This window comes from Gottfriedia luciferensis, assembly GCF_002156865.1.
GTDB lineage: Bacteria > Bacillota > Bacilli > Bacillales > Bacillaceae_G > Gottfriedia > Gottfriedia luciferensis.
In genome coordinates this window covers 48,529-72,676 of record NZ_NCTA01000005.1, presented here as the reverse complement: position 1 = coordinate 72,676, position 24,148 = coordinate 48,529, and the positions used below count along the sequence as shown (strand labels likewise).

Sequence of the window (24,148 nt, the reverse complement as noted above, 5' to 3'; positions counted from 1 at the left end):
TCAACATTCATGTAACAGAGTAAAAAAAGATAAAAGGATAGAGTTAGAAGGGATTTTTTAATGTAAAAAGAATAAATTAGGAAATTATTTTGTACATTTAATAGAGGAAAGTTGATCGGTTAGCATTGAACATATTTTCTCGAAAAGGAGGTATTAATAGTGGAGCATAGTTTTCATGGGATCGGATATGGAGAAATCGTGCTACAGCTAGTTTTTTTAATACTCGCCATTTTGTTTTTTGTATTTATATGTTTATTTTTGCTGAATTCGATTATTAGAGGATATAAAAAAAGTAGGGACCTAGGTGAAAGTAATCAAATTAAGGAAAAGAATAAAGAAGAGATAAAGTAAGCCTGATCAATTAATTGAACAGGCTTTTTTACACTTTAAGAAAGGATAAATTGGCTGATGTGAAGAAAACTCGACGTAGTTGCAATTTTAGGGATTAAGTAAAATTGCAACTAGCCTTTGTCTTTACAGTAAGGTTCGCCAAACGGCGTGTTTTCTTTATCTTCTTGTAATTGGATCTTTTAAATCCCATTTAACTTGGAATTTAACTTTGTCTCCTCTTTTACTTTGTTCTTCATATGTTTCAGCAATTACATCTATTTGTTGTTGGATTTGCATCGCCAGAAATCCGGCTTCGAGCTGGTATGATACATGCTTTTTATTTTGATTTCTGTATGTAATTAATTCAGATGTTAATATTAAATGAACCTCTTGCTTTTTTTCTTCTTCTACAGTAAGAGTACCCCAACCAGCTTTTTCAAAAAAGTCTATAATTTCTTCAAATGTTGCTAAAGGATATTTTCTAGCTAACATTTTACCTGCCCAATATAATATATCATGTTGGTCTTTCCCTAATAAATCAGCTAATAAATCGTTACGTAATAGTTCATAGCCAAAACCAGAAATATTACCTGGAGTATTAAAATTTTCAGTGCCGTTCGTCATGGTTGGATAACTCTCCCTTTCCTAAAAAACATGTTTTTATTATATACAAAATTCATTAGTAAAAACAATAATTGGAAACCTTAATATTGTAAGTTTAACAAAACTAAATGAGAAGTTTTTTCAGTAAAGAAAAATGTACGCGTTTTCTTGACCTGCTATATTAACAGGAGTAAAATGGTCTGTAGATAAATGTCATAAAAATTTCGACTTTTTATGCATATTACTTTATTTCTATTTTTTTAGAATAATAGAAGAGATTAAATTTTCGCGTGTACAAACTAAAGGGGGCAGGGGCTTACATGAGCAACAAGAATGGAAGGGAGTTTTTTCTAAGAAAACTTCATTCATTGCTAGGAGTAATTCCAGTTGGACTATTTTTAACACAGCACTTAGTTGTCAATCATTTTGCTACAAATGGAGCACAATCATTCAACAAAGCAGCTGAATTTATGGCGAATTTACCATTCCGCTATTTTCTAGAAGTTTTTGTTATTTTCTTACCAATCTTATACCATGCGATTTATGGACTTTACATTGCATTTACAGGTACTAGCAATGTTAAAAATTATGGATACTTACGTAACTGGTTATATTTATTCCAACGTATTTCTGGTGTAATAACATTAATTTTTATCACATGGCACGTATGGCAAACACGTATTGCTGCTCAATTAGGAGCACATGTTGATTATAATATGATGGCTGATATTTTCAGCTCGAAATTTATGTTAATTTTCTATATTGTAGGTGTTATTTCAACAATTTTCCACTTTGCTAATGGATTATGGTCATTCCTTGTTTCTTGGGGAATTACTGTAACACCTAGATCACAACGTATTTCGACATATGTTACTTTAGGGATTTTCGTTGTATTATCAATCGTTGGATTACGTGCTATCTTTGCATTCATTGATCCACAATTAGCTAACATGTAAGGAGAGAGAGACATGAGTGGAAAAATCATTATCGTCGGTGGCGGATTAGCCGGTCTTATGGCTACAATTAAAGCTGCTGAAGCTGGTACAAAAGTAGATTTATTCTCATTAGTTCCTGTAAAACGTTCACATTCAGTATGTGCTCAAGGTGGAATTAATGGTGCAGTTAATACAAAAGGTGAAGGTGACTCTCCTTGGGAGCACTTTGATGATACTATTTATGGTGGAGATTTCTTAGCAAACCAACCACCAGTTAAAGCGATGGCAGAAGCAGCACCTGGTATTATCCATATGATGGACCGTATGGGTGTAATGTTCAACCGTACGCCTGAAGGATTATTAGACTTCCGTCGTTTCGGTGGTACACAACATCACCGTACAGCATTTGCTGGTGCTACGACTGGTCAACAATTATTATATGCATTAGACGAGCAAGTTCGTCGTTATGAATCAGAAGGTCTTGTTCAGAAGTATGAAGGTTGGGAGTTTTTAAGAGCTGTTGTTGATGATGAAGGAGTTTGTCGTGGAATCGTTGGACAAAACTTAACGTCAATGGAAATCGTAAGCTTCCCTGCTGATGCTGTAATTATGGCATCTGGTGGACCTGGAATTATCTTTGGTAAAACTACTAACTCAATTATCAACACTGGTTCAGCTGCTGCAGCTGCATATCGTCAAGGTGCAGTTTATTCAAATGGTGAATTTATTCAAATCCATCCAACTGCAATTCCTGGAGATGATAAAAACCGTTTAATGAGTGAAAGTGCTCGTGGTGAAGGTGGACGAGTATGGACTTATAAAGATGGTAAACCATGGTATTTCTTAGAAGAGAAATATCCTGCATACGGTAACCTTGTACCAAGGGATATTGCTACACGTGAAATTTTCTCTGTATGTGTAGACCATAAACTTGGGATCAATGGCGAAAACATGGTGTATTTAGATCTTTCACATAAAGATCCACATGAACTTGATGTAAAACTAGGTGGTATCATCGAGATTTATGAAAAATTCACAGGTGATGATCCGAAAAAAGTTCCAATGAAGATTTTCCCAGCTGTTCACTATTCAATGGGTGGATTATGGGTTGACTATGACCAAATGACTACAATTCCTGGATTATTTGCAGCCGGTGAGTGCGATTACTCTATGCACGGAGCAAACCGTTTAGGAGCTAACTCATTACTTTCTGCTATTTATGGTGGAATGGTTGCTGGACCAAATGCAGTAAGATATGTAAATGGTTTGGCTAAATCTTCAGATGATGTTTCATCTACAGTATTTGAATCAAATGCTAATGAAGAAAAAGAAAAAATGAATCGTATTTATAAAATGGATGGTAAAGAAAATGCATACCTTCTTCATAAAGAGCTTGGAGAATGGATGACAGACAACGTTACCGTAGTTCGATTCAATGATCGCTTATTAAAAACTGATGAAAAAATTCAAGAACTTTATGAGCGTTATCAAAACATTAATATTAATGATACAGCTAAATGGAGTAACCAAGGTGCTTCATTTACTCGTCAACTTGAAAACATGCTTCACTTATCACGTGTTATCACATTAGGTGCATATAACCGTAATGAAAGCCGTGGAGCTCACTATAAACCAGAATTCCCAGATCGTAACGATGATGAATTCTTAAAAACTACAATGGCTAAATTTGATGAGAAATCAAATTCACCATTATTCCATTATGAAGATGTAGATACTTCATTAATTCAACCAAGAAAACGTGATTATTCTAAGAAGAAGGAGGACAAAGCAAATGCATAATGGAACAATGACTGCTGAAAAGACAATTACGTTAATCGTTAAACGTCAAGATTCACCAAATACTGCACCGTATGAAGAAACGTTTACTGTCCCTTATCGCCCGAATATGAACGTAATCTCGGCTTTAATGGAAATTCGTAAAAATCCTGTTAACTCAAATGGAAAAGAAACGACTGCAATTTCTTGGGATATGAACTGTCTTGAAGAAGTTTGTGGAGCATGTTCTATGGTTATCAACGGTAAACCAAGACAATCTTGTTCTGCACTGATTGATAAATTGGAACAACCAATTCGTCTAGAGCCAATGAGCACATTCCCAGTTGTTCGTGACTTACAAGTAGATCGTAGCCGTATGTTTGACTCTTTAAAGCGCGTTAAAGCATGGATTCCAATTGATGGAACGCATGATTTAGGTCCTGGACCAAGAATGCCTGAAAGAAAACGTCAGTGGGCTTACGAATTATCAAAATGTATGACTTGTGGTGTATGTTTAGAAGCATGTCCAAACGTTAATAGTAAATCTAACTTCATTGGACCAGCACCACTTTCACAAGTTCGTTTATTTAATGCTCATCCAACTGGAGAAATGAATAAGGAAGAACGTCTACATGCAATCATGGGAGACGGTGGACTATCAAACTGTGGAAACTCACAAAACTGTGTACAATCTTGTCCAAAAGGTATTCCTTTAACAACTTCTATTGCAGCGTTAAATCGTGCAACAACAATTCAATCATTCAAAGATTTCTTTGGTAGTGACGAAATCTAATAAAAAAGCATGTTCTTTTGAACATGCTTTTTCTTTTTATTACAAAAGGACTAATAAAGACATTCATTGGACCACGAAGACCAGGTAAGGCATGAAATAGAGCGAAACATATAGGGGGAATACTGAAAAGGAAATTAATAAAATTCAAAGTCTTTGAATCTCTTATGCTTTCTCCTTAATCCTGCCTTTCCTTGTTCCTGCTCTTAAGTATGCAAATTGTAGTGGAAATGAACATCACTAAACTTTCTTTACAAAGATTTGGTTATTTTTTGACAAGGCTATTTTTCAACAGTGTGTAATAAACCATGGTATAAATACATGGTTCATTATTTATAGATGAAATGAATGAATATTCATTCTTTTTTAATTATTAAGATGATATACTGTAATTAGTAAGGGGTGTGAATCGATGGGAAAGATGAGTTATATTTCAAATCTACAAGAATGGCAATCAGATTTTTTGTTCAATATTACTGTTAAAGTACGTTTTAGTGAAACAGATCTGTTTGGACATATGAACAATACAGTACCTTTTGTTTACTTTGAAGAAGCGCGTATTGAGTATTTACATCATTTAGGACTTATGCAAGAATGGACGACAAGTGGAAGTGAACTGATTCCAGTAGTCGCTGATTTACAATGTGATTACTTAAAACAAGTATATTTTGATGAAAAAATTAATGTGTTTGTGAAAATTGCAAATGTAGGAAATTCATCAATTGATCTGCACTATATGGGTGTAAACGATAAGAAGGAAATCTGCTTTACTGGACGAAATTCTTTAGTAAATATTAATCGTAATACAGGACGTAGTGAAAAATGGAAGAATGAGTGGAAAGAAAAATTTCAAAATGAAGTAATGAAGAAAATATTGGTTTAAAATAGGTAAAATTGTCACATAATGAATAAAAGATCAATAGAATAATAAAACATTTAGATTATTCTTGTGATGAGTACTTGAAGTATTTTAAGACATTCTATATAATACTTTTATATGAATAATGATAAGCAATGATCAAGGACACGAGTGTTCAAGACGATAGTAAGAGAGGAATTCATTTGGTGCGAGAATTCTCTATACGTTGAATGACTTACCACCTTGTAGCTATAGTGGGGAACGTAATTTAAAAGTTATTACAAGTAACTACTATCGGTGTAGACCGTTAAAACATTGAGATTTTGTATACTTTTTTTAGTGTACATTAAATTAGGGTGGAACCACGAGCACATTCGTCCCTACGAGTGTGCTCTTTTTTTATTGTCAAAAATTAATTTGAAAAAGGAGTGAACTTAAATGATTTCAGTTAAATTACCAGATGGATCAATTCGCGAGGTGGAACAAAATACAACAGTAGAAGATTTCGCGGGTTCAATCTCCATTAGCTTAAAGAAAAAAGCACTAGGTGGAAAAATTAACGGTAAATTAGTCGATTTAAATACACCAATTACTGAAGAATGTGAAGTTCAAATTATTACACAAGATGATGAAGAAGGCTTAGAAATGATGCGTCATAGTTCAGCGCATATTTTAGCTCAAGCAGTAAGACGTTTATACAAAGACAAAAAAACAGCATTTGGTGTTGGACCAGTAACTGCTGATGGTTTCTATTATGACATCGACCTACCAATTTCAATTAAAGTAGAAGACCTACCTAAAATTGAAAAAGAGATGGAAAAAATTATTAAAGAAAATTTACCAATTACTCGTTCAGAAGTTAGTCGTGAAGAAGCGATTAAATTCTTCACTGAGTTAGATGATGAATTTAAATTAGAATTAATTCGTGATTTACCTGAAGATGCTGTAATTTCAATGTATACTCAAGGTGAATTCGTAGACCTTTGCCGCGGACCTCATGTACCATCAACTGGCCGTGTAAAAGCAATTAAACTATTATCGGTTGCTGGTGCATATTGGAGAGGCGATGCAAATAATAAAATGCTTCAACGTGTCTACGGTACAGCTTTCCCAAGTAAAAAAGAATTAGAAGAGCACTTATTCTTACTAGAAGAAGCTAAAAAGCGTGATCACCGTAAATTAGGTAAAGAGCTTGAATTATTCATGTTCTCAGAAGAAGCGCCTGGTATGCCTTTCTTCTTACCAAAAGGTACTATCATTCGTAATGAATTAGAACAGTATGAGCGTGGATTACAAACTGCTAAAGATTATAAGGAAGTTCGTACACCGTTCATTATGAACCAACGTTTATGGGAGCAATCAGGTCACTGGCACCATTACCATGAAAACATGTACTTTACTGAAGTAGATGATACAAACTTTGCATTAAAACCGATGAACTGCCCAGGACATATGTTAGTTTATAAAAATAAACTTCATTCATACCGTGATCTACCAATTCGTATGTGTGAAAATGGTCAAGTACACCGTCATGAATTCTCTGGTGCACTAAACGGAATGATGCGTGTTCGTACTTTCACTCAAGACGATGCACATATTTTCTGTCGTCCGGATCAAATTGAAGGCGAAATTATTGAAGTAATTAACTTAATTAAAGAAATCTATGGTATATTCGGATTCACATACAAAGTAGAATTATCTACTCGTCCAGAAGATTCAATGGGTTCAGAAGAATTATGGAATTCAGCTGAGCAAGCTTTAGAAAATGTTCTTAAATCTGAAGACCTTGACTTTAAATTAAACCCAGGTGACGGTGCATTCTACGGACCGAAAATCGATTTCCATATTCAAGATGCATTAAAACGTAGCTGGCAATGTGCTACAATTCAATTGGATTTCCAAATGCCTGAAAAATTCGATTTAACTTATGTTAATGAAGATAATCAAAAAGAACGTCCAGTAGTTATCCATCGTGCAATTTACGGATCAATTGACCGTTTCTTAGGTATCTTAACAGAACATTTTGCAGGTGCATTCCCATTATGGTTAGCTCCAGTTCAAGTGGCTGTTTTACCAATTTCAAGTGTACACAATGAATATGCACAAAAACTTGCTGATCAATTAAAAGCTGCAGGTATCCGTGTTGAAGCTGATTTACGTGGTGAAAAAATTGGATACAAAATCCGTGAAGCTCAACTTCAAAAATTACCTTACATGCTAGTTGTTGGTGATCAAGAGGTTGAAACTAATACAGTAGCTATTCGTAAACGTGGCGAAGGTGACATCGGTACTCAGCCATTTGAAAGCTTCTTAGAAATGATTAAAAAACAAAAAGAAGAAAAAGTTCTATTTTAATTCACAAAATCCTCTATTTTTATAATAGAGGATTTTTTATACTTTAAGAAAGATATGAGACTTTGCTAAAGTAAGCTTGAAATATTTTCTGGGAAATATGACGAAATTTGCAAAAAAAAAAATTTAAATCTCTTATTTTATAGGGATTTTTACATAAATAGCGAACTTAAATGAAGACAATCTTTTAAGTTATTTAGTTTAAAGAAATTTCATAGTTATGTTAAGAGGTGATGAATTGGCTAATCAGGATGAAGAACTGCAAAAAAAGGTAGAAATACTCGAAGCTGAAGTTAAAGAAATGAAGAAACAAATTGAATTCTTATTAATTACTAAAAACTCTTCGTTGGAGATTAAACAACCAAATCATAAAAATGAAGTTAATTCTAAACGATCTAGACCAGCTTTAAAGCAAGATACAAAAATAGTTGAAAATGAAAAAATTGATTATGAAGCACTTATCTTTCAAAAATGGCTTCCTAGATTTTTTATTTTTATTTTTATTATCGGAGTAATGTGGGGATTTAAAGCAGCATCAGATTATGGAGTATTAAATAAATATGCAAAAGTTGGTCTTGGATTTGTCATTGCAATCGTTTTATTCTGGTATGGAAATCGTCAAATATTGGCAAAGCGATCTACGCTTGGCCAATCATTAATTGGTGGGGTATTACCTGTATTGTTTTTAACGACTTTTGCAATGCATCACCTATATAAAATGGTTGGATCTAGTATTGCATTTGCATTGCTAATAGTATGGGTATGTATTGGTTTTTATTCTATGAAAAAATATAAATCCGAAGTAGTTGGACTTATAAGTATTGTAGGAGCTGTACTTGTACCATTTTTAATTAAAAGTTCTTCTCCAAACTATCTATTCTTTTCAATTTATGAAACGTCAATTTATTTATGTTTTATGTTGTATGCAACGATGAAGAAATATAAATTCTTATTCGTAACATCCGCAGTATTATTACACTTAACCTATATGATTGTTGGCTTATTTAATTTTACAACTAAAGGATTTGACTACTTTGCATTTAGTATTATCATACAGCATATTAGTTTATTGATAATTTTGCTTCAATCAAAAGAAGAAATTAAAAAACATGTATTAATCCTTCATACAAGTTTCGTTCTTACAATCGGCTGGATATTTACTGGGTATGAAGATTTTACAAGAACAATGATATTAATCTTATTATGTGTGGGCTATTTATTCTTAAGTAATTTATTTAAAAAGAAATCTGATCTATTCTTTGCATTTTCAACTAATTTTCTGCTGGCTTTTTCATTTTTATGTTTAGACAGTATTACAGAAAATTTATTATTTACCGTCTTGATCGTTCAATCCATACTTTCATATTTGTTTTATATTCGATACCGGGATTTATTGAAATTAATAATTGCTGTTATCATAATGATCCCAGTGGGAATATCAATTTTATCAGTTGGAATTGATACATTTTGGTCGTATGAAACAATGAACTGGTTTGTATTGCTTATCGCACTTGTTACTTGTTCAATATTGGCTTATAAAAATGAGAATGAAAAGCAATTTATTTTACTAATCTCCTCATTGCTAATTACAATTATTACGATTGCTTATATAACACAAATTGTTCAAATAGTTACTGGAGATTTAACTGATAATATGATTCGATTATCAATTAATATAAGTTGGATTTTGCTTTCGATATTTGCGATTATTCTAGGGAATCTTAAGAAGTTTAAAGTATGGACATATATTGGTATTGGTCTATTATTACTAACACTTGCAAAACTTGTATTAGTAGACTTACCAAATATAACTTTACTAGTAAGAGCAGGGTTATTTATTCTCCTTGGATTAATCGGATTAATCATATCTAGAATATTTTTTAAAGGAAAGTAGTAGTCTAAAATCAATAAAATTTAGTGATCAGGAGTCTATTCATGCTAATTACTGAAACTAAAAATTTACTTTTAATGAAATTTACTACAGATGCTATGCTATCTGTTTTGCGTGGGGAAAGTGAATTAGAATTCGAAAATAAGATTTATAGATTCGCAAGTGGATGGCCAATTCCTGTTTATAAAAATCTATTTCCGTATAAAATCTCTCGCTTTCAGACGCATCCTAATGAAGAGGAATATGAGGGAATTATTATCCATAAACAAGATCAATTAATAATAGGAGATATGGGTTTTAAGGGTGGTCCTGATGAAAATGGAATAATGGAAATTGGATATAGCATTGCCGCTAATTACCAAGGAAATGGATATGCTACAGAAATGGGGAAAGCATTTTGTAAGTGGGGAATGCAAAAAAAGAATGTTACAGAAATTATAGCTACGTGCTCCATTTATAATCATGCATCAATTAGAGTTTTAGAAAAAATTGGAATGAAAAAAGTTAAAGAAGAAATTGAAAAATACTATTGGACTTTTTCTGATAAATAAACAATTACTTAACACGTTTGAATTCTACCTAAAGGTGGGCTTTGTCTGACAACAAGAAAATCATCTGTCGTCTTTATCGTCATAACTAAGAGAGATTTCGGTCGATTCTTTCTCTATGATATTATGATTAGTGGATTAGTATATGGTTGTCTTAAAAAATACTCCGAAAGTGATTTGATAGCATTTTTGGGTAGTTTTACTATTCCCACAACGTTAAAAAAGGTAGCTATCTTTATTGATAAGAAATAGAAAAGGATGCTTAAAATTTGAGCATCCTTTTTGTTTCTTATGTGATAAAGCTTATAGACTCATTGATGGTCCAAAGAATTCGTAGTGAATTTGTGAATCTGTAATTCCTAATTCTTTTAAACTTGAAACGATTGCTTTTAAGAAAGGCACTGGTCCGCATAGATAGAAGTCAGTATTGTTTGCTTTTATATTGTTTTTTAACCATTCTGTATCAATGAAGCCTTGTTTTTTAAAGTTTTTATTTTGTAAATCTTCTTCTGAAGGATTCTCAAAAACAAATGATAAATTATAATTTGTTAATTGTTCTTCTAATTGGTTTAGTTCATTAGTAAACGCTTGTAAATTTCCATTTCTTGAAGCACTAATGAAATGAGTTTGACGATTTGGCTGACTTACTGCAATCGACTTTGCCATACTGATTAAAGGTGTAATTCCTACCCCACCACTAATAAATACGACATCTGAATTTTTTTCAGTATTTAAAGTGAAATCACCTGCTGGAGCTGTGATTTCTAATAAATCACCAATATTCACTTCATTATGAAGATAATTTGAAAACTTTCCTAGAGGTTTGTTATCTTCAGCTTCTCTTTTTACAGAAATTCTAAAGTACTCTTTCCCAGGTACATCAGATAAACTATATTGTCGATTAGCTAAATATTTTTCACCAGGAATTTGTGAGCGAACTGTTACATATTGACCAGGTAAGAATGAAGGTACAGATGAACCATCTTTAGGTAATAAATAGAACGATGAAATAACGTCACTTTCTTTAACTTTATCGATTACTTTAAATTCTTTAAAATCAGACCAACCGCCTACTTGAGACGAAGCTTGATCATACATATCTTTTTCAATATCGATAAATACTTGTGCAATAACTCCGTAAGCATCTGCCCACGCACCAATAATTTCATCAGTAGCAGCATCTCCAAGGACTTCCTTGATTGCTCCTAATAAATGTTGCCCAACGATTGGATAATGCTCTGGTTTTACTAAAAGACTTCTATGCTTTTGAGCAATTTGTTTTACAACAGGAAGGATCGTTTCTAGTTTATCAATATTTTGTGCAGCAGCTAAAACTGAATTTGCAAGAGCAGTTTGCTGTCTGCCTTGTTGTTGATTTGTATGATTAAATACATTCAATAATTCAGGGTGGCTTGTAAATAGATTTTTATAAAATACTGAAGTGATTTCAGTACCTTTTACTTCTAATACAGGAACTGTTGACTTAATAATTTCAATTGTTTTTTGTGAAAGCATGATAAATCCCCCTTAATTTGTACATAAAGTAGTATTTTGAATACATCTTTATGGTAAATCTGTTTGTTTGTAAAAGCAATATTCAAAATACATCTTTATGGCGATTTATCGACATTTTCCATAAAAGTTTAAAAAACGTTCACAATTATGCTATGATTAATCAAAATAAATGAGTGAGGACAAGATATGCGTTTAACAAATTATTCGGATTATTCTCTTCGTGTACTGATATTCCTTTCCTCTGAACCACGTGAAAAATTAGTAAATATAAAGGATATTGCGGAAGTATATAAAATATCAAAAAATCATTTAATGAAAATAATTTATAATTTAGGAAAGATGGGTTATATCGAAACGATTCGTGGTAGAAATGGGGGAATCCGTCTAGCTAAATTACCGTCAGAAATTAATATTGGCGAAGTTATCCGAAAAACGGAAGAAGACTTTAATATAGTAGAATGCTTTGGAGACGATAACGCATGTGTGATTTCACCGGTCTGTTCATTAAAGCATATACTTAATAAAGCTTTACAACAATTTATCCAAGTTCTAGATCAATATACATTAGAAGATATTGTAAAGAATAATGGAGTATTACAGGATTATTTTTCAATGGATTTGGAAAAGGGAGAATAAAATTCAGAGCAGGGAAAACAGGAAAAGCAGGAAAAGCATTTAGGAAGAGTACTTCTTAGAGCAAATAAATACAGTCCTCTAAGTCTTTTTATATGTTTTCCTTTCTCCTGAATCCTGCCTTTTCTTTTTCCTGCTCTTAAAGTTTTATATGTTTTACATTTTCAAGTGACTCTTGGAACAAGGATGAAGCTATTTTACTAAAAATAGTAGGATCTCCTGTAGTGTAAAATTGATGTGAAGTGTATTCAGAATCAGATAATATATTCTGTTGATCAAGAATTGCACTGACTTCTAGAGCAGTCTCATCTCCAGAGCTTATGAGTTGAATAGTAGGGCCCAATACTTTTTGAATGATAGGGCTTAATAATGGATAATGTGTACAACCAAGTATTAATGTATCAATATTTGATTTTAGCAATGGCGCTAGAGTATCTTTAACAATCTCGAATACTTCTAATTTATTATAGTCACCATTTTCCACTATGCCAGCAAACTCGGGACAAGCTAATCCTTCGATTGTAACGTTATCGTTAATTCGTTTCAATGCTTTATGATAGGCTTTACTATTAATTGTTGCATTCGTCCCAATTACTCCGATTTGATCATTTTGAGTTAATTTTATTGCAGCTCTTGCTCCAGGATTTACTACCCCTATTACAGGGATCGATAGCTTTTCTCTCATTTCATTTAATACAACCGAAGTTGCTGTGTTGCAAGCGATAACGAGCATTTTTATGTTTTTTTCCATTAAATAATTTGTCATTTCCCAAGTGTATTTTCTTATTTCCTCATATGATCTAGACCCATAAGGACATCTTGCAGTATCACCTAAGTATAATATGTCTTCTCTAGGTAATTGTCTTATAATTTGTTTGGTAACTGTTAAGCCCCCAACTCCTGAGTCAATGACTCCAATTGGTTTATTCAAAAAATCCCCTCATTTAATAAAAATTTGATGATGTAGTATATTCCTTATTCAACAAAAATTTTACTATAAGATACCGTATTTTTGTTAACTAATCTATTTATGAACATGAATAATATTTAGGGGTATTAACAGACTATTAGAACAATTAATTACAATTTAAAAATAGTTCGTAAAATTGAACTTTATCTGTTATATTTATGTTGAAAGTTTATATGCGAGAAAAATGTAGAGGTGCCGGTGTTGCTGGCTGAGATTGTGTCCTTAAGACGCTTACTCTTAGAACCTGATCTGGGTGATGCCAGCGTAGGGAACAGTATCTCTTTTAGATATGTTTTTTACTTAAGCATTTACGTCCGGATTATGATCCGGACGTTTTCTTTTTGTATAAACAAAAAAACAAAAGGGAGTTTTATAGAAATGAAAAAGCTATTAGTTTTTTTAACAGCTATTTGCTTAATGTTAGCTGGTTGTAGTCAAAATAAAAATGCTACAAGTAATAAAGGAAAGAAATTAAGAAAGGTGACAGTCGTTTTAGATTGGACGCCTAATACAAATCATACTGGACTATTTGTTGCGAAAGAAAAAGGATACTTCAAAGAACAAGGACTTGATGTTGATATTATTAGCCCAGGGGAAACAGGAGCAGACCAATTAATCGCTTCTGGTAAAGCTGATTTTGGAGTTTCATATCAGGAGTCAATCACTCAAGCTAGAGTTCAAAATGTACCAATCGTATCAATTGCTGCTATTATTCAGCACAATACTTCTGGTTTTGCTTCACCTGTAAGTAAAGGAATAAAGACTCCAAAAGATTTCGTAGGAAAAACATATGGTGGCTGGGGCTCTCCAGTTGAAAAGGCAATCATAAATTCTTTAATGACAAAAGAGAATGCAAATAGTAATAAAGTAAAGATCGTTAATATGGGGGAAGCTGATTTCTTCACGGCAGTAAAAAGAGATATTGATTTTGCTTGGATTTATCAAGGTTGGACAGGTATCGAAGCTCAACTTCGTGGAGAAAAATTAAACATGATTTATTTAACGGATTATAGTAAGAAACTAGATTACTATACTCCAGTCCTAGCTACAAATGAAAAAATGATTAGTAAAAATCCTAAAGTAGTAAAAGCATTTTTAGCGGCAGCATCTAAAGGATATAGTTTTGCAATTAAAAATCCAAAAGAGGCAGCGTCTATTTTACTGAAGGATAATCCAGATCTGAATAAAAAGTTAGTGGAAAAAAGCCAAGAGTGGTTAGCATCTAAATATCAAGATGATGCAAATCGTTGGGGTGAGCAGAAATTATCAGTTTGGAAAAATTATGCGGATTTCTTAACTGAAAATAAATTATTAGAAGGTAAGTTTGACCCAGAAAAAGCTTTTACAAATGAATTTTTACCAAAATAATAAGGAGGAGTAAAAATGAAAAGCACTTTAATGAGTGTTCAAATCATTCCTAAAACAAAAGATATTGAGGGTGTAATTCCAGCGGTTGACGAAGCTATTAAGATTATTGAAGAATCAGGTGTTAAATATCAAGTTCAACCTTTAGAAACAACGATGGAAGGCGACCTGAATCAATTATTAATGATTGTCCAAAAAATGAATGAAAGAATGATTGAAATAGGTTGTCATAATGTTATAACTCAAATGAAAATTCTTTATCAACCTCAAGGTATTACAATGGATGTACTTACGGAGAAATATCGCTAATGAAACAAAACAATAGAAAAGGATGGCAGCCAATAGCTGTCATCCTGCTTTTTTTAATTTGTTGGCAACTTAGTATTAAAATTTGGAAAATAGAGCCTTGGTTACTGCCAGGACCAATTGCAATTTTTAAGGAAGGAATCAAATCATACGATTCGTTAATTCCTCACATCATTTCTACAATTAATCTAACAATTGTCGGATTATTAATAGGGAGTATTCTAGGGTTATTAATTGCATTCCTGTTGCATTTAATTCCAGGTGTAAAAGAAGCTTTTTATCCTCTATTAATTCTTTCGCAAAATGTACCGATTATCGTTTTGGCACCACTTTTAATTATTTGGTTTGGGTTCGGAGTGTTCCCTAAGTTAATCATAATTACGTTGGTTTGCTTTTTTCCAATAACTGTTTCGGCGTTGGATGGATTTCGACAAACACCAAGTGGTTTAATGAATTATATGAAAATGGCAGGGGCATCAAAATTACAAATTTTTTGGAAAGTAGAATTGCCGTTTTCACTTCCGTCGATATTTTCTGGTTTGAAAATCTCAGCTACCTATAGTGTGATGGGAGCAGTAATATCTGAATGGCTTGGTGCAAAATCCGGTATTGGAGTATATATGACACTAGCATCCTCCTCATTTCGAACTGATCGAGTATTTGTTTCAATTTTTGTCATTATGTTTTTGAGTATGCTTTTCTTCATCATTATCGCAATCATTGAACGCTATACTGTGAAATGGAAAATTAAAGGAGCAAAACAAAAATGACTTTACAAATTGAACAACTTTCAAAGAGTTATGGAAGTAATCAACTCGTACTAGATAATCTTTCGCTTTCCGTAAATGATGGGGAATTTGTATCAATCTTAGGGCCATCAGGAAGTGGAAAAAGTACTTTGTTTCATCTTATAGGTGGTTTAATTAAACCAGATACCGGACAAATCAGGTTAGATGGGGAACTAATTAATTGTAAACTTGGCCACGTTAGTTTTATGCCACAGGAAAATGCATTGCTACCTTGGAGGACAGTATTAAAAAATATCTTATTGTCACAGGAGTTAAAAAATAAACCCGATGTAGGTTTGGCAAGAGAGTGGTTGAAGCGGACCGGTTTAGAAGACTATGAAAATGCTTATCCTCATGAATTATCCGGAGGAATGAAACAAAGAGTTTCGTTTTTAAGATCGTTATTAGCTCCTCAAACATTTATGTGTATGGACGAGCCATTCTCAGCTCTAGATGAGTTTACTAGACTAGACATGCAACAATGGCTTTTATCGATTTGGGAGGAACAACGTCGTTCTATTTTATTTGTTACACATAATATTGATGAAGCTTTGTTATTATCTGACCGAATCTATATTTTTTCTGAAAAACCTACTAAAATTAAAAAAGAAATCATTGTTCCTTTTCCGAGACCGAGAAATAAAGAGTTATTATTGAGTGATGAGTTTACTGAATGGAAAAGAAAAATATATTCAGCTTTAGAACAGGAGTAATATGATGAAAATGATTGACGCCCATATTCACTTGGATTCTTATGAAGCTAGTCAAAGAGAAGAACTTTTCAACAGTATTGAGAGTTATGGAATTGAGGCAATCATTTCTGTTTCAATGGATTTAGAATCATGCGAAAAAAATTTAGAATTAAATAGGCAGACGAATGTTGTTTATCCGGCATTCGGTTATCATCCTGAACAACAAATACCTTCTAAAAAAGAAATTGATAAATTATTTGATTGGATCAGAGTCCATCAAAATGAAATGGTAGCAATTGGAGAGGTTGGACTACCTTATTATAAAAATCTTGAAGAGAAAATTGATTACTCTCCATATATCCAATTACTTGAAAAGTTTATCATTCTTGCAAAAGAGTTAAATAAACCAATTGTTTTACACGCTGTATATGAAGATGCGGAAATTGTTTGTAATCTATTAGAAAAATATTCTTTAAAAAAAGCTCATTTTCATTGGTTCAAAGGTGATGAACAGGTAATTAATCGGATGATTAAAAATGGTTATTATATCTCGATTACGCCAGATGTATTATATGAAAATGAAATTAGAGATTTGGTAAGTAAGTATCCTTTAGATTTAATGATGGTTGAGACGGATGGTCCATGGCCATTTGAGGGTCCTTTTGAGAAGGAATGGACTCATCCAAAGTTTATGCACGATTCAATCGCCAAAATCGCTGAAATAAAAAATTTAGATTTAAAATTTGTTTATAGAATTTTGTATGAAAATACGAAGCGATTCTATGAAATTTAATATTGAGTGAAGCTAATTTAGATGGATATGTATTCACTTATCGACAGTATGAAAAATCGTTTTCTTTTTAGAAAACGATTTTTTTACACACTATTTTTTAAAAAATTGTCAAATAATGATCAATTTTCGTAAGAGAAGTTGAGTGATGTTCATTTCCACTACAGGATGCTCGCTTTCCATGGGGCGAAACCTGAGCCTCCTCGGCAAGCCTGCGGGGTCTCAGCCTTTCCGCATTTCCCATAGGAGTCGAGTACCCTTTCGTTCCAATCAACTTATTCTTCAATAAAAGTATTAATTAAAAAACGATTTAAATATCGCTTTATTAATCCGTTTGAACGGCAAATCCAAATAAGCATCGTCTAATTGAATTCATTTTTCTAAAAATTAGTATTTAATAGTTTAAAGATATAAAAAGATCTAAGAAATGATTTGAGTTGATGGAGTTATATGGCTCAAAACATATTAACATTTATATTCATTAAACGAACATCAAAAAATACTAACTTTAATCATCAATAATGTTCAATTAATGACTTTTTAATATTGACTGTTACCTATTTCAACACTCAGGAGAAATCGTTTTCTTTTTAGAAAACGATTTTTTATTTAAAGAAGCTAGATTTTTTTGAAGTAAATAAGAAATAAAAATTAATCCGTTTAAGTAAAATGAAAATACCAAAACCGGCATATTGTATGCCGGCACTATGTTGGTTTGTAGATGAATTCTACAAGAAAACTACAGTTCAAGCTCTCCCATACGAAGAAGCTCAATAACTGCTTGTGATCGCCCCTTAACCCCAAGCTTCTGCATTGCATTTGAAATATGATTTCTCACAGTTTTTTCACTTATAAAAAGTTCTTCAGCAATTTCTCTTGTAGTCTTATCTTGAACAAGAAGCTCGAATACTTCTTTTTCACGCTTTGTGAGTGTGTGCTTTGTTTGATAGTCTCTATCCTTCAACTGTGCTAACCCTCCTTGCTTGACCGAGCTGTTCTTCGGATGGGTATTCATTTAGTCTTTTTATCATATGAACATTAGGTCTTTTAGGTGAATATTTCCAATGAATTTAGTGCTAGATTTAAATAATTTATTTTTTTTTTCTTTATAGCTTGTTCTAAAAATGGTACATGCTCGTATAAATAATAAAAAAAGCGTGGGGGGAGTATGGAGATGAAAAAAAGATTGATCGTAACTGTTGCAACTTTATGCGGAATTACAACATTGACTGGATGTGGACTTGTACCAGTAAAATCTTCTAAAGATATTGATCCACCTAAAACTGTTGTTTATAAAAGTGATGAGCCTTCAAAGGAAGTTCAGGCAAAGAAGGAGCAAACTGTAAAAAGGGAATTGTATTTGATTGACCGAAACGGTTATGTTGTACCACAAACTTTCCAACTTCCAAAATCAGCAAGTTTAGCAAAACAAGCACTTGAGTACTTGGTGAAAGATGGTCCTGTTACAGATGAATTACCAAATGGTTTTCAAGCTGTGTTACCACCGAATACCGAGGTGTTAGGCGTTCAAACTCAAAAAGATGGAACGATTATTGCTGATTTTTCATCAGAATTCAAACAATATCGCACTGAAGATGAATTAAAAGTTTTCCAAGCCGTTACTTGGACTTTAACTCAATTTGATAATGTAACGAGAGTGAAAATTCGAGTGAATGGTAAAGATCTTGCATCTATGCCTGTAAATAAAGCTCAGATTGGCGATGGGTTAACAAGGGAAGATGGTATTAACTTTGATCAAGGTGATATTGTTGATATTATGAACTCCCGACCAGTTACATTATATTATGTGGCACAAGGCGAAATGGGAGACACATATTATGTACCAGTCACAAGAAGGATCTCAAATGAAGAAAAAGATGCCTATACTGCGATCGTAAACGAACTTGTAAAAGGTCCATCAGATTATTCAAGTTTGGTTTCTGATTTTGGAACAGATACTAAGTTAGTATCTCAACCTGTTTTTAAAGGTGGTAAGCTAATACTTAATTTTAACGATGGAATCTACGGCAATATTGCAAAAAATATGATCAATAATGATGTATTACGACCACTTGTACTTTCTTTAACTGAACAAAAAGGCGTCAAATCAATTGAAATTCAAGTAAATGGAAAATTAACTGCACTTGACCAACAAGGTAAACCTTTAAGTCAGCCAGTTTCTAGACCAAAAGATGTAAATACAAAAAAATTATAAGAACTATTTAAAATATTCTTTTATAAAAAAGGTTTTGAAATGTTACTTGTTAATATTTCATTGCTAAAATCCTAAAAATTAAATGAATTTCTAGCCTTGTACAAAAAATGAACAGTTTTTTGTACAAGGTTTTTATTTTATTGCAATAATTGTATTGAATAAGTAGAAATGAAAACGTATTTTTGTCTATACTAGTAGTTGGAAGATTTTGTAGGAGGATTTAATTATGACTAGAACAGATGGAAGATTAAATAACGAACTTAGACCAGTAGAGATTATTACTCATTATACAAAGCATGCAGAAGGTTCTGTATTAATTAGCATAGGTGATACAAAGGTAATATGTAACGCGACAGTAGAAGATCGCGTGCCCCCTTTTTTAAGAAATAGTGGGAAAGGCTGGATTTCGGCTGAGTATTCTATGCTACCTAGAGCTACACAAGAACGTACAATTCGAGAATCATCTAAAGGGAAAGTAACTGGGCGAACAATGGAAATCCAAAGATTAATTGGGAGAGCATTAAGAGCGGTAGTTGATTTAGAAGCATTAGGTGAAAAAACAATCTGGATTGATTGTGATGTAATCCAAGCTGATGGTGGAACACGTACGACATCGATTACAGGAGCGTTTGTTGCGATGATGCTTGCGTTCGATAAATTAGTTAAGATGGATAAATTAAAAACCTATCCTGTAAAAGATTACTTAGCTGCAACTTCAGTTGGAATTTTAGAAGAAGTAGGACCTGTATTAGATCTATATTATATTGAAGATTCAGCGGCAAGTGTAGATATGAACATCATTATGACTGGTAAAGGCCAATTTGTTGAACTACAAGGAACAGGTGAAGAAGCAACTTTCTCAAGAGAAGAACTAAATGAGTTATTATCTTTAGGTGAATTAGGAATAAAATCTCTAATTGAAAAACAAAGAGAAGTATTATTAAAAGAAGGAATTAAGTTCCAATAAAATTTCGAGGAGAGACTTTAAGGATGGAAACAATCATTATTGCGACGAATAATAAAGGAAAAGTGAAGGATTTTGAAGCACTTTTTAACCCAATGGGTTTTCAAATTAAATCTTTAAAAGACTTTCCTGGAATTGAAGAAGTAGAAGAAACGAGAACTACATTTGAAGAAAATGCGATTTTAAAGGCTGAGTACTTAGCGAATGAGTTAAATATACCTGTCATTGCAGATGATTCCGGTTTAATTGTTGATGCACTAGAAGGCAGACCAGGCGTATATTCTGCACGCTATGCGGGATTACATAAAAGTGATGAAGACAATCTACAAAAAGTACTAAATGAGTTACAAGGAGTTTTTCCAGGAAAAAGAACTGCAAGATTTTATTGTGCGTTAGCATTAGCTGTACCTGGTAAACAGACAATCACTGTAAATGGTACGGTTGAAGGTTATATTGCAAATGAAAAAAAAGGAACAAATGGATTCGGTTATGATCCAATTTTCTTTCTGCCTGAGTTAGATAAAACAATGGCTGAATTAAGTACTGAAGAAAAAAGTGGATTGAGCCATAGAGGAAACGCGATTAAAGCTTTAATGAATGTAATCGATAAAGAAGGTAAAGAATTCTTTTTAAGAGGTTCGCGTTAATGAAAGTATTAATTGTAAGTGATAGTCATGGATTAACAAAACCATTACTTGATATAGCTGATCGTTACCGTGGGAAAGTAGACTTGATGATTCACTGTGGAGATTCAGAATTAGAATTAGAAGCAGAGGAGCTAAAAGATTTTAAAGTTGTAAGAGGAAATTGTGATTTTAGAGGTGAGTTCCAAGAAGAACTCATTCATCATGAAAATGATTTTACAATTTATGCAGTACATGGTCATTTGCATGGTATAAAACAATCATTACAAAAGCTTTATTATCGCTGCCGAGAAGTTGGAGCAACAATTGCTTGTTTTGGTCATTCTCATGTACTAGGTACAGAAGTGATTGATGGAATTCTTTTTATTAACCCAGGAAGCATATTGCTACCTAGAATGCGTAAAGAAAAAACTTATGCGATTCTTGATACAGATGGAAAAATTGCAAAGGTTACATTTTACACTACCGATGGCAATGAACTAGTATCTCAATCATTCGATATAAAATAAATGCTCAAAGGTTAGTAGCAGTGCTACTAACCTTAATAAAATAGTAGTGCTAAAAAATTAAAATAGCTAATAAAAATAGTGTAAATATGTATTTGGAAAAAATTCCTTCTTTTTTTGAAAAAAAGTTAAAAACAATGTTGACTTTAAATTGGGTTGCGACTATAATAAATTATGTCGACAGGTGATGTCGCTAAAAAAGAAAAATATGCGGGTGTAGTTTAATGGTAAAATAGAAGCCTTCCAAGCTTCGGTCGTGGGTTCGATTCCCATCACCCGCTCCATATGTCCTGGTAGCTCAGCAGGATAGAGCAACGGCCTTCTAAGCCGTCGGTCGGGGGTTCGAATCCCTCTCAGGACGTCCAAAAGACACTTGTTTTACTTAATGTAAAATAAGTGTTTTTTTTGTGCAATTTTATATTTTTTACAAGTTCTTCTTATTTATATAACGAACAATGTTGACTTCTCCTACAAATTTACTAAAAATAGTAAATTTGTATTAATTGGACAAATTTTTTTTCTAAACATTTGTCGCATTTTTCCGACATAATTACTGACAAGGAAGGGAGTAAATCAATATGTTATTTAAAAAGAAAGAAAAAACCAATAATTTTTTACAAGAAAACAGCAAAAGTCATTCAGTTTCGATTCAATTATCGGATTTAGAGATAAAAAAACAATTAGATTTTATTAAATTAAATGAGGATGAACTATTCGTACTAAAACAGATTCAACCAATCGTTTCAGAAAATCTTGAAAACTTAGTTGCTGCATTTTATGATGCCGTGCTAAAAGTTGATCATTTAAAGGAAATTATTGAAGCTCACTCCTCAGTTGAACGATTAAGTGCGACTTTAAAATCACATATCAATTTAATTTTTAATGGTGAAATTAATGATGAATACATTAATAAGAGGGTAAAAGTAGCACAAATCCATTTTAGAATAGGACTTCAACCGAAATGGTACTTAGGTGCATTTCAAAATATACTAGAAGAATTAATTTCAATTATTAGCGAGGTTGCATCTTCAAAAGAAGAGCAAAAGAAATTGATTTCAGTTGCTTCTAAAATATTGAATTTTGAACAACAACTTGTATTGGATCTTTACGAACAAGAAAATATTGGTGAAAAAGAGAAGCGATTACAAGTTGAAATTAATTTAAAGAAAAAAGTAAGTGAAATTGCGGGGGAACTACTTGCTTTAGTAGAAGAAACGAATGCAGCTGTTGAGGTTTTAGTAGATAGTAGTGTACATGTGAATGAAGCAGTTATATCAAATAACCAAATCGCTAGTACAACTCAATCAATGGCACATGATGGACAACGATTAATGAAAGTTTTACATAACAAAATATCAACTATTTCTAATAGTACGGATGAAGTTTCAGAGTCGGTTGATGTTTTAAATAATTCATTCAAAGAGATTTCTCAAGTCATTTTAATTGTACAAGAAATTGCAAATCAAACAAATTTACTTGCATTGAATTCAGCAATTGAGGCTGCACGTGCAGGTGAACATGGAAAAGGATTTGCAGTCGTAGCAAATGAAGTAAAAAAACTAGCTACTCAAACTAAGTCATCTACTGAGCGCATTGAAGAGCTAATTGAACATGCGACGATCTATATGGATAAGGTTGTTAATTCGATTCGTGATGTGAAAGGATTAGTAAATGACGGTAGTCAAGAAGCTTCGTTAACGCATGATTCTTTCAATGGAATTGTTAGCTCAATGGATACAAGTTTAACAGGAAATCAAGGAATTGAGGGGCAAATTGTCAATTTAGTTGATGTTATCAAAGAAATTGGTGAAGCGATTAATGGAGTAGCTAATTCAGCTAATGAATTGAACGATACTGTTCATTAAGTTTTGTTTTTGATACATAACAACAATTGCGGGATATTTAACATGGAGAAGGAGTAATCCTTCTTTTTTTTGTGCTTCTTTAAAATCAGGAATGATGAAATAAAAATTTTTTAAAAAGATATGTTATCCTAATATAAATAAATGTGTGGAGTGATCTAAATGAATGAAAAAGAATTTTGGAGTTTAATCTCTAAAATGCATATCGTAGAAGAGCCGTATGAATGGGTAATTAGTCATTTGGCAAGACAATCTGATGAGGTGATTGTAGGATTTGAAATTCAGTTTGAAACTGCATTTACTAAAGCGTATAATTCGAATCTTTTAGGAGCAGCTTGGATTATTATGGGTGGTTGCTCGGAGGATTCGTTTGCTCATTTTAGAGGTTGGTTGATCGGGCAAGGGGAACAAGTTTATAAAAAAACATTAAATAATCCTGATTATTTAGCAGAGTATATATTTCCTATTTATGAGGAAGAAGGACTATCTCCAGAATTAGAAGAAATGTTAGATTTAGCACTACAAGCATATTCGATTAAACAGAAAGGTGATGACGATTGGGACGATAAGCTATGGAACGAATTTAACTCCTTAGTCGAAAGCAAAGGTTACAAATATCCAGAATTACAATTATCAATAGATTGGAAATCAAATGATGAACTAAAAAATAAGTTTCCAAAGCTATGGAAACGATTTGGTCAAAAACCTCTTGGCTAAAAACTAAAGGTAGAGTAATAAGTAGTTAAATTGGCAGCGCAATACTGTTAATATTATCGTAAATATTTTAATTAAATTTAATTCATGATACACTTTT

Annotated in this window: 24 protein-coding genes, 2 tRNA genes and 1 riboswitch; of the genes, 22 read left to right on the top strand and 4 right to left on the bottom strand. The window is 32.6% G+C overall.

Annotated features, from left to right (window positions below; genetic code table 11):
- The first annotated feature begins 159 nt into the window (after positions 1 to 159).
- On the top strand, positions 160 to 351 hold the full coding sequence (locus B7R67_RS05800; RefSeq protein ID WP_088068432.1) for a hypothetical protein: 192 nt from the start codon (positions 160 to 162) through the stop codon (positions 349 to 351).
- 156 nt (positions 352 to 507) lie between these two features.
- Here B7R67_RS05800 and B7R67_RS05795 read toward each other — a convergent pair whose 3' ends face one another.
- Positions 508 to 954: a YslB family protein gene (locus B7R67_RS05795; RefSeq protein ID WP_088068430.1), complete on the bottom strand. Its 447-nt coding sequence runs from the start codon at positions 952 to 954 to the stop codon at positions 508 to 510.
- A 299-nt stretch (positions 955 to 1,253) separates the two neighbouring features.
- Here B7R67_RS05795 and B7R67_RS05790 point away from each other — a divergent pair, with 299 nt between their 5' ends.
- From B7R67_RS05790 to B7R67_RS05760, 7 genes are all read left to right on the top strand, one after another.
- Positions 1,254 to 1,889 carry a succinate dehydrogenase cytochrome b558 subunit gene (locus B7R67_RS05790; protein WP_088068428.1) on the top strand — a complete coding sequence of 212 codons (636 nt, stop codon included), beginning with the start codon at positions 1,254 to 1,256 and terminating at the stop codon, positions 1,887 to 1,889.
- A 12-nt stretch (positions 1,890 to 1,901) separates the two neighbouring features.
- The gene (gene sdhA / locus B7R67_RS05785; RefSeq protein ID WP_088068426.1) at positions 1,902 to 3,668 is read left to right on the top strand and encodes a succinate dehydrogenase flavoprotein subunit; all 1,767 of its coding nucleotides are present in this window, start codon (positions 1,902 to 1,904) and stop codon (positions 3,666 to 3,668) included.
- A gap of 7 nt (positions 3,669 to 3,675) precedes the next feature.
- On the top strand, positions 3,676 to 4,437 hold the full coding sequence (sdhB, locus tag B7R67_RS05780) for a succinate dehydrogenase iron-sulfur subunit (RefSeq protein ID WP_088068756.1): 762 nt from the start codon (positions 3,676 to 3,678) through the stop codon (positions 4,435 to 4,437).
- Between the two features lie 409 nt (positions 4,438 to 4,846).
- A complete protein-coding gene (locus tag B7R67_RS05775) occupies positions 4,847 to 5,317 on the top strand; it encodes an acyl-CoA thioesterase (RefSeq protein WP_088068424.1) in 471 nt (156 codons plus the stop codon).
- 414 nt (positions 5,318 to 5,731) lie between these two features.
- The gene (gene thrS / locus B7R67_RS05770; protein ID WP_088068422.1) at positions 5,732 to 7,648 is read left to right on the top strand and encodes a threonine--tRNA ligase; all 1,917 of its coding nucleotides are present in this window, start codon (positions 5,732 to 5,734) and stop codon (positions 7,646 to 7,648) included.
- 235 nt (positions 7,649 to 7,883) lie between these two features.
- On the top strand, positions 7,884 to 9,539 hold the full coding sequence (locus B7R67_RS05765; protein WP_158095038.1) for a DUF2339 domain-containing protein: 1,656 nt from the start codon (positions 7,884 to 7,886) through the stop codon (positions 9,537 to 9,539).
- 41 nt (positions 9,540 to 9,580) lie between these two features.
- Positions 9,581 to 10,087, top strand: coding sequence for a GNAT family N-acetyltransferase (locus B7R67_RS05760; RefSeq protein ID WP_088068419.1), 507 nt, complete (start codon positions 9,581 to 9,583; stop codon positions 10,085 to 10,087).
- 300 nt (positions 10,088 to 10,387) lie between these two features.
- On the opposite strand, the gene hmpA is transcribed toward B7R67_RS05760, so the two are convergent.
- Entirely contained in the window at positions 10,388 to 11,599 is a 1,212-nt protein-coding gene (hmpA, locus tag B7R67_RS05755; protein WP_088068417.1) for an NO-inducible flavohemoprotein, read from the bottom strand.
- A gap of 186 nt (positions 11,600 to 11,785) precedes the next feature.
- Between hmpA and B7R67_RS05750 the strand changes: the two genes are divergently transcribed.
- Entirely contained in the window at positions 11,786 to 12,235 is a 450-nt protein-coding gene (locus B7R67_RS05750) for an RrF2 family transcriptional regulator (protein WP_088068415.1), read from the top strand.
- A gap of 136 nt (positions 12,236 to 12,371) precedes the next feature.
- On the opposite strand, the gene racE is transcribed toward B7R67_RS05750, so the two are convergent.
- Entirely contained in the window at positions 12,372 to 13,163 is a 792-nt protein-coding gene (gene racE / locus B7R67_RS05745) for a glutamate racemase (protein ID WP_088068413.1), read from the bottom strand.
- A 217-nt stretch (positions 13,164 to 13,380) separates the two neighbouring features.
- Positions 13,381 to 13,490, top strand: a riboswitch (TPP riboswitch).
- A 90-nt stretch (positions 13,491 to 13,580) separates the two neighbouring features.
- Here racE and B7R67_RS05740 point away from each other — a divergent pair.
- The 5 genes from B7R67_RS05740 to B7R67_RS05720 are packed head-to-tail and all read left to right on the top strand — an operon-like array spanning position 13,581 to position 17,146.
- Positions 13,581 to 14,570 carry an ABC transporter substrate-binding protein gene (locus tag B7R67_RS05740; RefSeq protein ID WP_088068412.1) on the top strand — a complete coding sequence of 330 codons (990 nt, stop codon included), beginning with the start codon at positions 13,581 to 13,583 and terminating at the stop codon, positions 14,568 to 14,570.
- 15 nt (positions 14,571 to 14,585) lie between these two features.
- The gene (locus tag B7R67_RS05735; protein ID WP_088068410.1) at positions 14,586 to 14,876 is read left to right on the top strand and encodes a thiamine-binding protein; all 291 of its coding nucleotides are present in this window, start codon (positions 14,586 to 14,588) and stop codon (positions 14,874 to 14,876) included.
- Positions 14,876 to 15,643, top strand: a complete 768-nt coding sequence (locus B7R67_RS05730) for an ABC transporter permease (RefSeq protein ID WP_088068408.1) — start codon at positions 14,876 to 14,878, stop codon at positions 15,641 to 15,643. The genes B7R67_RS05735 and B7R67_RS05730 overlap by 1 nt, the downstream gene beginning before the upstream one ends.
- Positions 15,640 to 16,374, top strand: coding sequence for an ABC transporter ATP-binding protein (locus B7R67_RS05725; RefSeq protein WP_088068407.1), 735 nt, complete (start codon positions 15,640 to 15,642; stop codon positions 16,372 to 16,374). Before B7R67_RS05730 ends, B7R67_RS05725 begins: the two co-directional genes overlap by 4 nt.
- Before the next feature lies 1 nt (position 16,375).
- The gene (locus B7R67_RS05720; RefSeq protein ID WP_088068405.1) at positions 16,376 to 17,146 is read left to right on the top strand and encodes a TatD family hydrolase; all 771 of its coding nucleotides are present in this window, start codon (positions 16,376 to 16,378) and stop codon (positions 17,144 to 17,146) included.
- Between the two features lie 736 nt (positions 17,147 to 17,882).
- Here the strand turns inward: B7R67_RS05720 and B7R67_RS05715 are convergent.
- A complete protein-coding gene (locus tag B7R67_RS05715) occupies positions 17,883 to 18,107 on the bottom strand; it encodes a helix-turn-helix domain-containing protein (protein WP_056472461.1) in 225 nt (74 codons plus the stop codon).
- 204 nt (positions 18,108 to 18,311) lie between these two features.
- On the opposite strand from B7R67_RS05715, the gene B7R67_RS05710 reads away from it, so the two are divergent.
- From B7R67_RS05710 to B7R67_RS05675, 8 genes are all read left to right on the top strand, one after another.
- On the top strand, positions 18,312 to 19,358 hold the full coding sequence (locus tag B7R67_RS05710) for a GerMN domain-containing protein (protein ID WP_088068403.1): 1,047 nt from the start codon (positions 18,312 to 18,314) through the stop codon (positions 19,356 to 19,358).
- 226 nt (positions 19,359 to 19,584) lie between these two features.
- Entirely contained in the window at positions 19,585 to 20,325 is a 741-nt protein-coding gene (rph, locus tag B7R67_RS05705) for a ribonuclease PH (RefSeq protein ID WP_088068401.1), read from the top strand.
- Positions 20,326 to 20,348: 23 nt separating this feature from the next.
- Positions 20,349 to 20,969, top strand: a complete 621-nt coding sequence (locus B7R67_RS05700) for an XTP/dITP diphosphatase (protein WP_088068400.1) — start codon at positions 20,349 to 20,351, stop codon at positions 20,967 to 20,969.
- On the top strand, positions 20,969 to 21,475 hold the full coding sequence (locus B7R67_RS05695; RefSeq protein WP_088068398.1) for a YfcE family phosphodiesterase: 507 nt from the start codon (positions 20,969 to 20,971) through the stop codon (positions 21,473 to 21,475). The genes B7R67_RS05700 and B7R67_RS05695 overlap by 1 nt, the downstream gene beginning before the upstream one ends.
- A 207-nt stretch (positions 21,476 to 21,682) precedes the next feature.
- Positions 21,683 to 21,756 (top strand) — tRNA-Gly (locus tag B7R67_RS05690).
- A 3-nt stretch (positions 21,757 to 21,759) separates the two neighbouring features.
- Positions 21,760 to 21,833 (top strand) — tRNA-Arg (locus B7R67_RS05685).
- 217 nt (positions 21,834 to 22,050) lie between these two features.
- Positions 22,051 to 23,337 (top strand): globin-coupled sensor protein, encoded by a 1,287-nt coding sequence (locus B7R67_RS05680; protein ID WP_088068396.1) that lies wholly within the window; start codon positions 22,051 to 22,053, stop codon positions 23,335 to 23,337.
- A 159-nt stretch (positions 23,338 to 23,496) separates the two neighbouring features.
- Complete coding sequence (locus B7R67_RS05675) at positions 23,497 to 24,051, top strand: DUF4240 domain-containing protein (RefSeq protein ID WP_088068394.1); 555 nt, start codon at positions 23,497 to 23,499, stop codon at positions 24,049 to 24,051.
- The last annotated feature ends 97 nt before the right edge of the window (positions 24,052 to 24,148 follow it).

Excerpts from the sequence above, each read along its gene's own strand:
- B7R67_RS05795 (WP_088068430.1), bottom strand. The coding sequence starts at position 954 with ATGACGAACGGCACTGAAAATTTTAATACTCCAGGTAATATTTCTGGT.
- B7R67_RS05790 (WP_088068428.1), top strand. The coding sequence starts at position 1,254 with ATGAGCAACAAGAATGGAAGGGAGTTTTTTCTAAGAAAACTTCATTCA.
- sdhA (WP_088068426.1), top strand. The coding sequence starts at position 1,902 with ATGAGTGGAAAAATCATTATCGTCGGTGGCGGATTAGCCGGTCTTATG.
- sdhB (WP_088068756.1), top strand. The coding sequence starts at position 3,676 with ATGACTGCTGAAAAGACAATTACGTTAATCGTTAAACGTCAAGATTCA.
- B7R67_RS05775 (WP_088068424.1), top strand. The coding sequence starts at position 4,847 with ATGGGAAAGATGAGTTATATTTCAAATCTACAAGAATGGCAATCAGAT.
- thrS (WP_088068422.1), top strand. The coding sequence starts at position 5,732 with ATGATTTCAGTTAAATTACCAGATGGATCAATTCGCGAGGTGGAACAA.
- B7R67_RS05760 (WP_088068419.1), top strand. The coding sequence starts at position 9,581 with ATGCTAATTACTGAAACTAAAAATTTACTTTTAATGAAATTTACTACA.
- hmpA (WP_088068417.1), bottom strand. The coding sequence starts at position 11,599 with ATGCTTTCACAAAAAACAATTGAAATTATTAAGTCAACAGTTCCTGTA.
- B7R67_RS05750 (WP_088068415.1), top strand. The coding sequence starts at position 11,786 with ATGCGTTTAACAAATTATTCGGATTATTCTCTTCGTGTACTGATATTC.
- B7R67_RS05740 (WP_088068412.1), top strand. The coding sequence starts at position 13,581 with ATGAAAAAGCTATTAGTTTTTTTAACAGCTATTTGCTTAATGTTAGCT.
- B7R67_RS05735 (WP_088068410.1), top strand. The coding sequence starts at position 14,586 with ATGAAAAGCACTTTAATGAGTGTTCAAATCATTCCTAAAACAAAAGAT.
- B7R67_RS05730 (WP_088068408.1), top strand. The coding sequence starts at position 14,876 with ATGAAACAAAACAATAGAAAAGGATGGCAGCCAATAGCTGTCATCCTG.
- B7R67_RS05725 (WP_088068407.1), top strand. The coding sequence starts at position 15,640 with ATGACTTTACAAATTGAACAACTTTCAAAGAGTTATGGAAGTAATCAA.
- B7R67_RS05720 (WP_088068405.1), top strand. The coding sequence starts at position 16,376 with ATGATGAAAATGATTGACGCCCATATTCACTTGGATTCTTATGAAGCT.
- B7R67_RS05710 (WP_088068403.1), top strand. The coding sequence starts at position 18,312 with ATGGAGATGAAAAAAAGATTGATCGTAACTGTTGCAACTTTATGCGGA.
- rph (WP_088068401.1), top strand. The coding sequence starts at position 19,585 with ATGACTAGAACAGATGGAAGATTAAATAACGAACTTAGACCAGTAGAG.
- B7R67_RS05700 (WP_088068400.1), top strand. The coding sequence starts at position 20,349 with ATGGAAACAATCATTATTGCGACGAATAATAAAGGAAAAGTGAAGGAT.
- B7R67_RS05695 (WP_088068398.1), top strand. The coding sequence starts at position 20,969 with ATGAAAGTATTAATTGTAAGTGATAGTCATGGATTAACAAAACCATTA.
- B7R67_RS05680 (WP_088068396.1), top strand. The coding sequence starts at position 22,051 with ATGTTATTTAAAAAGAAAGAAAAAACCAATAATTTTTTACAAGAAAAC.
- B7R67_RS05675 (WP_088068394.1), top strand. The coding sequence starts at position 23,497 with ATGAATGAAAAAGAATTTTGGAGTTTAATCTCTAAAATGCATATCGTA.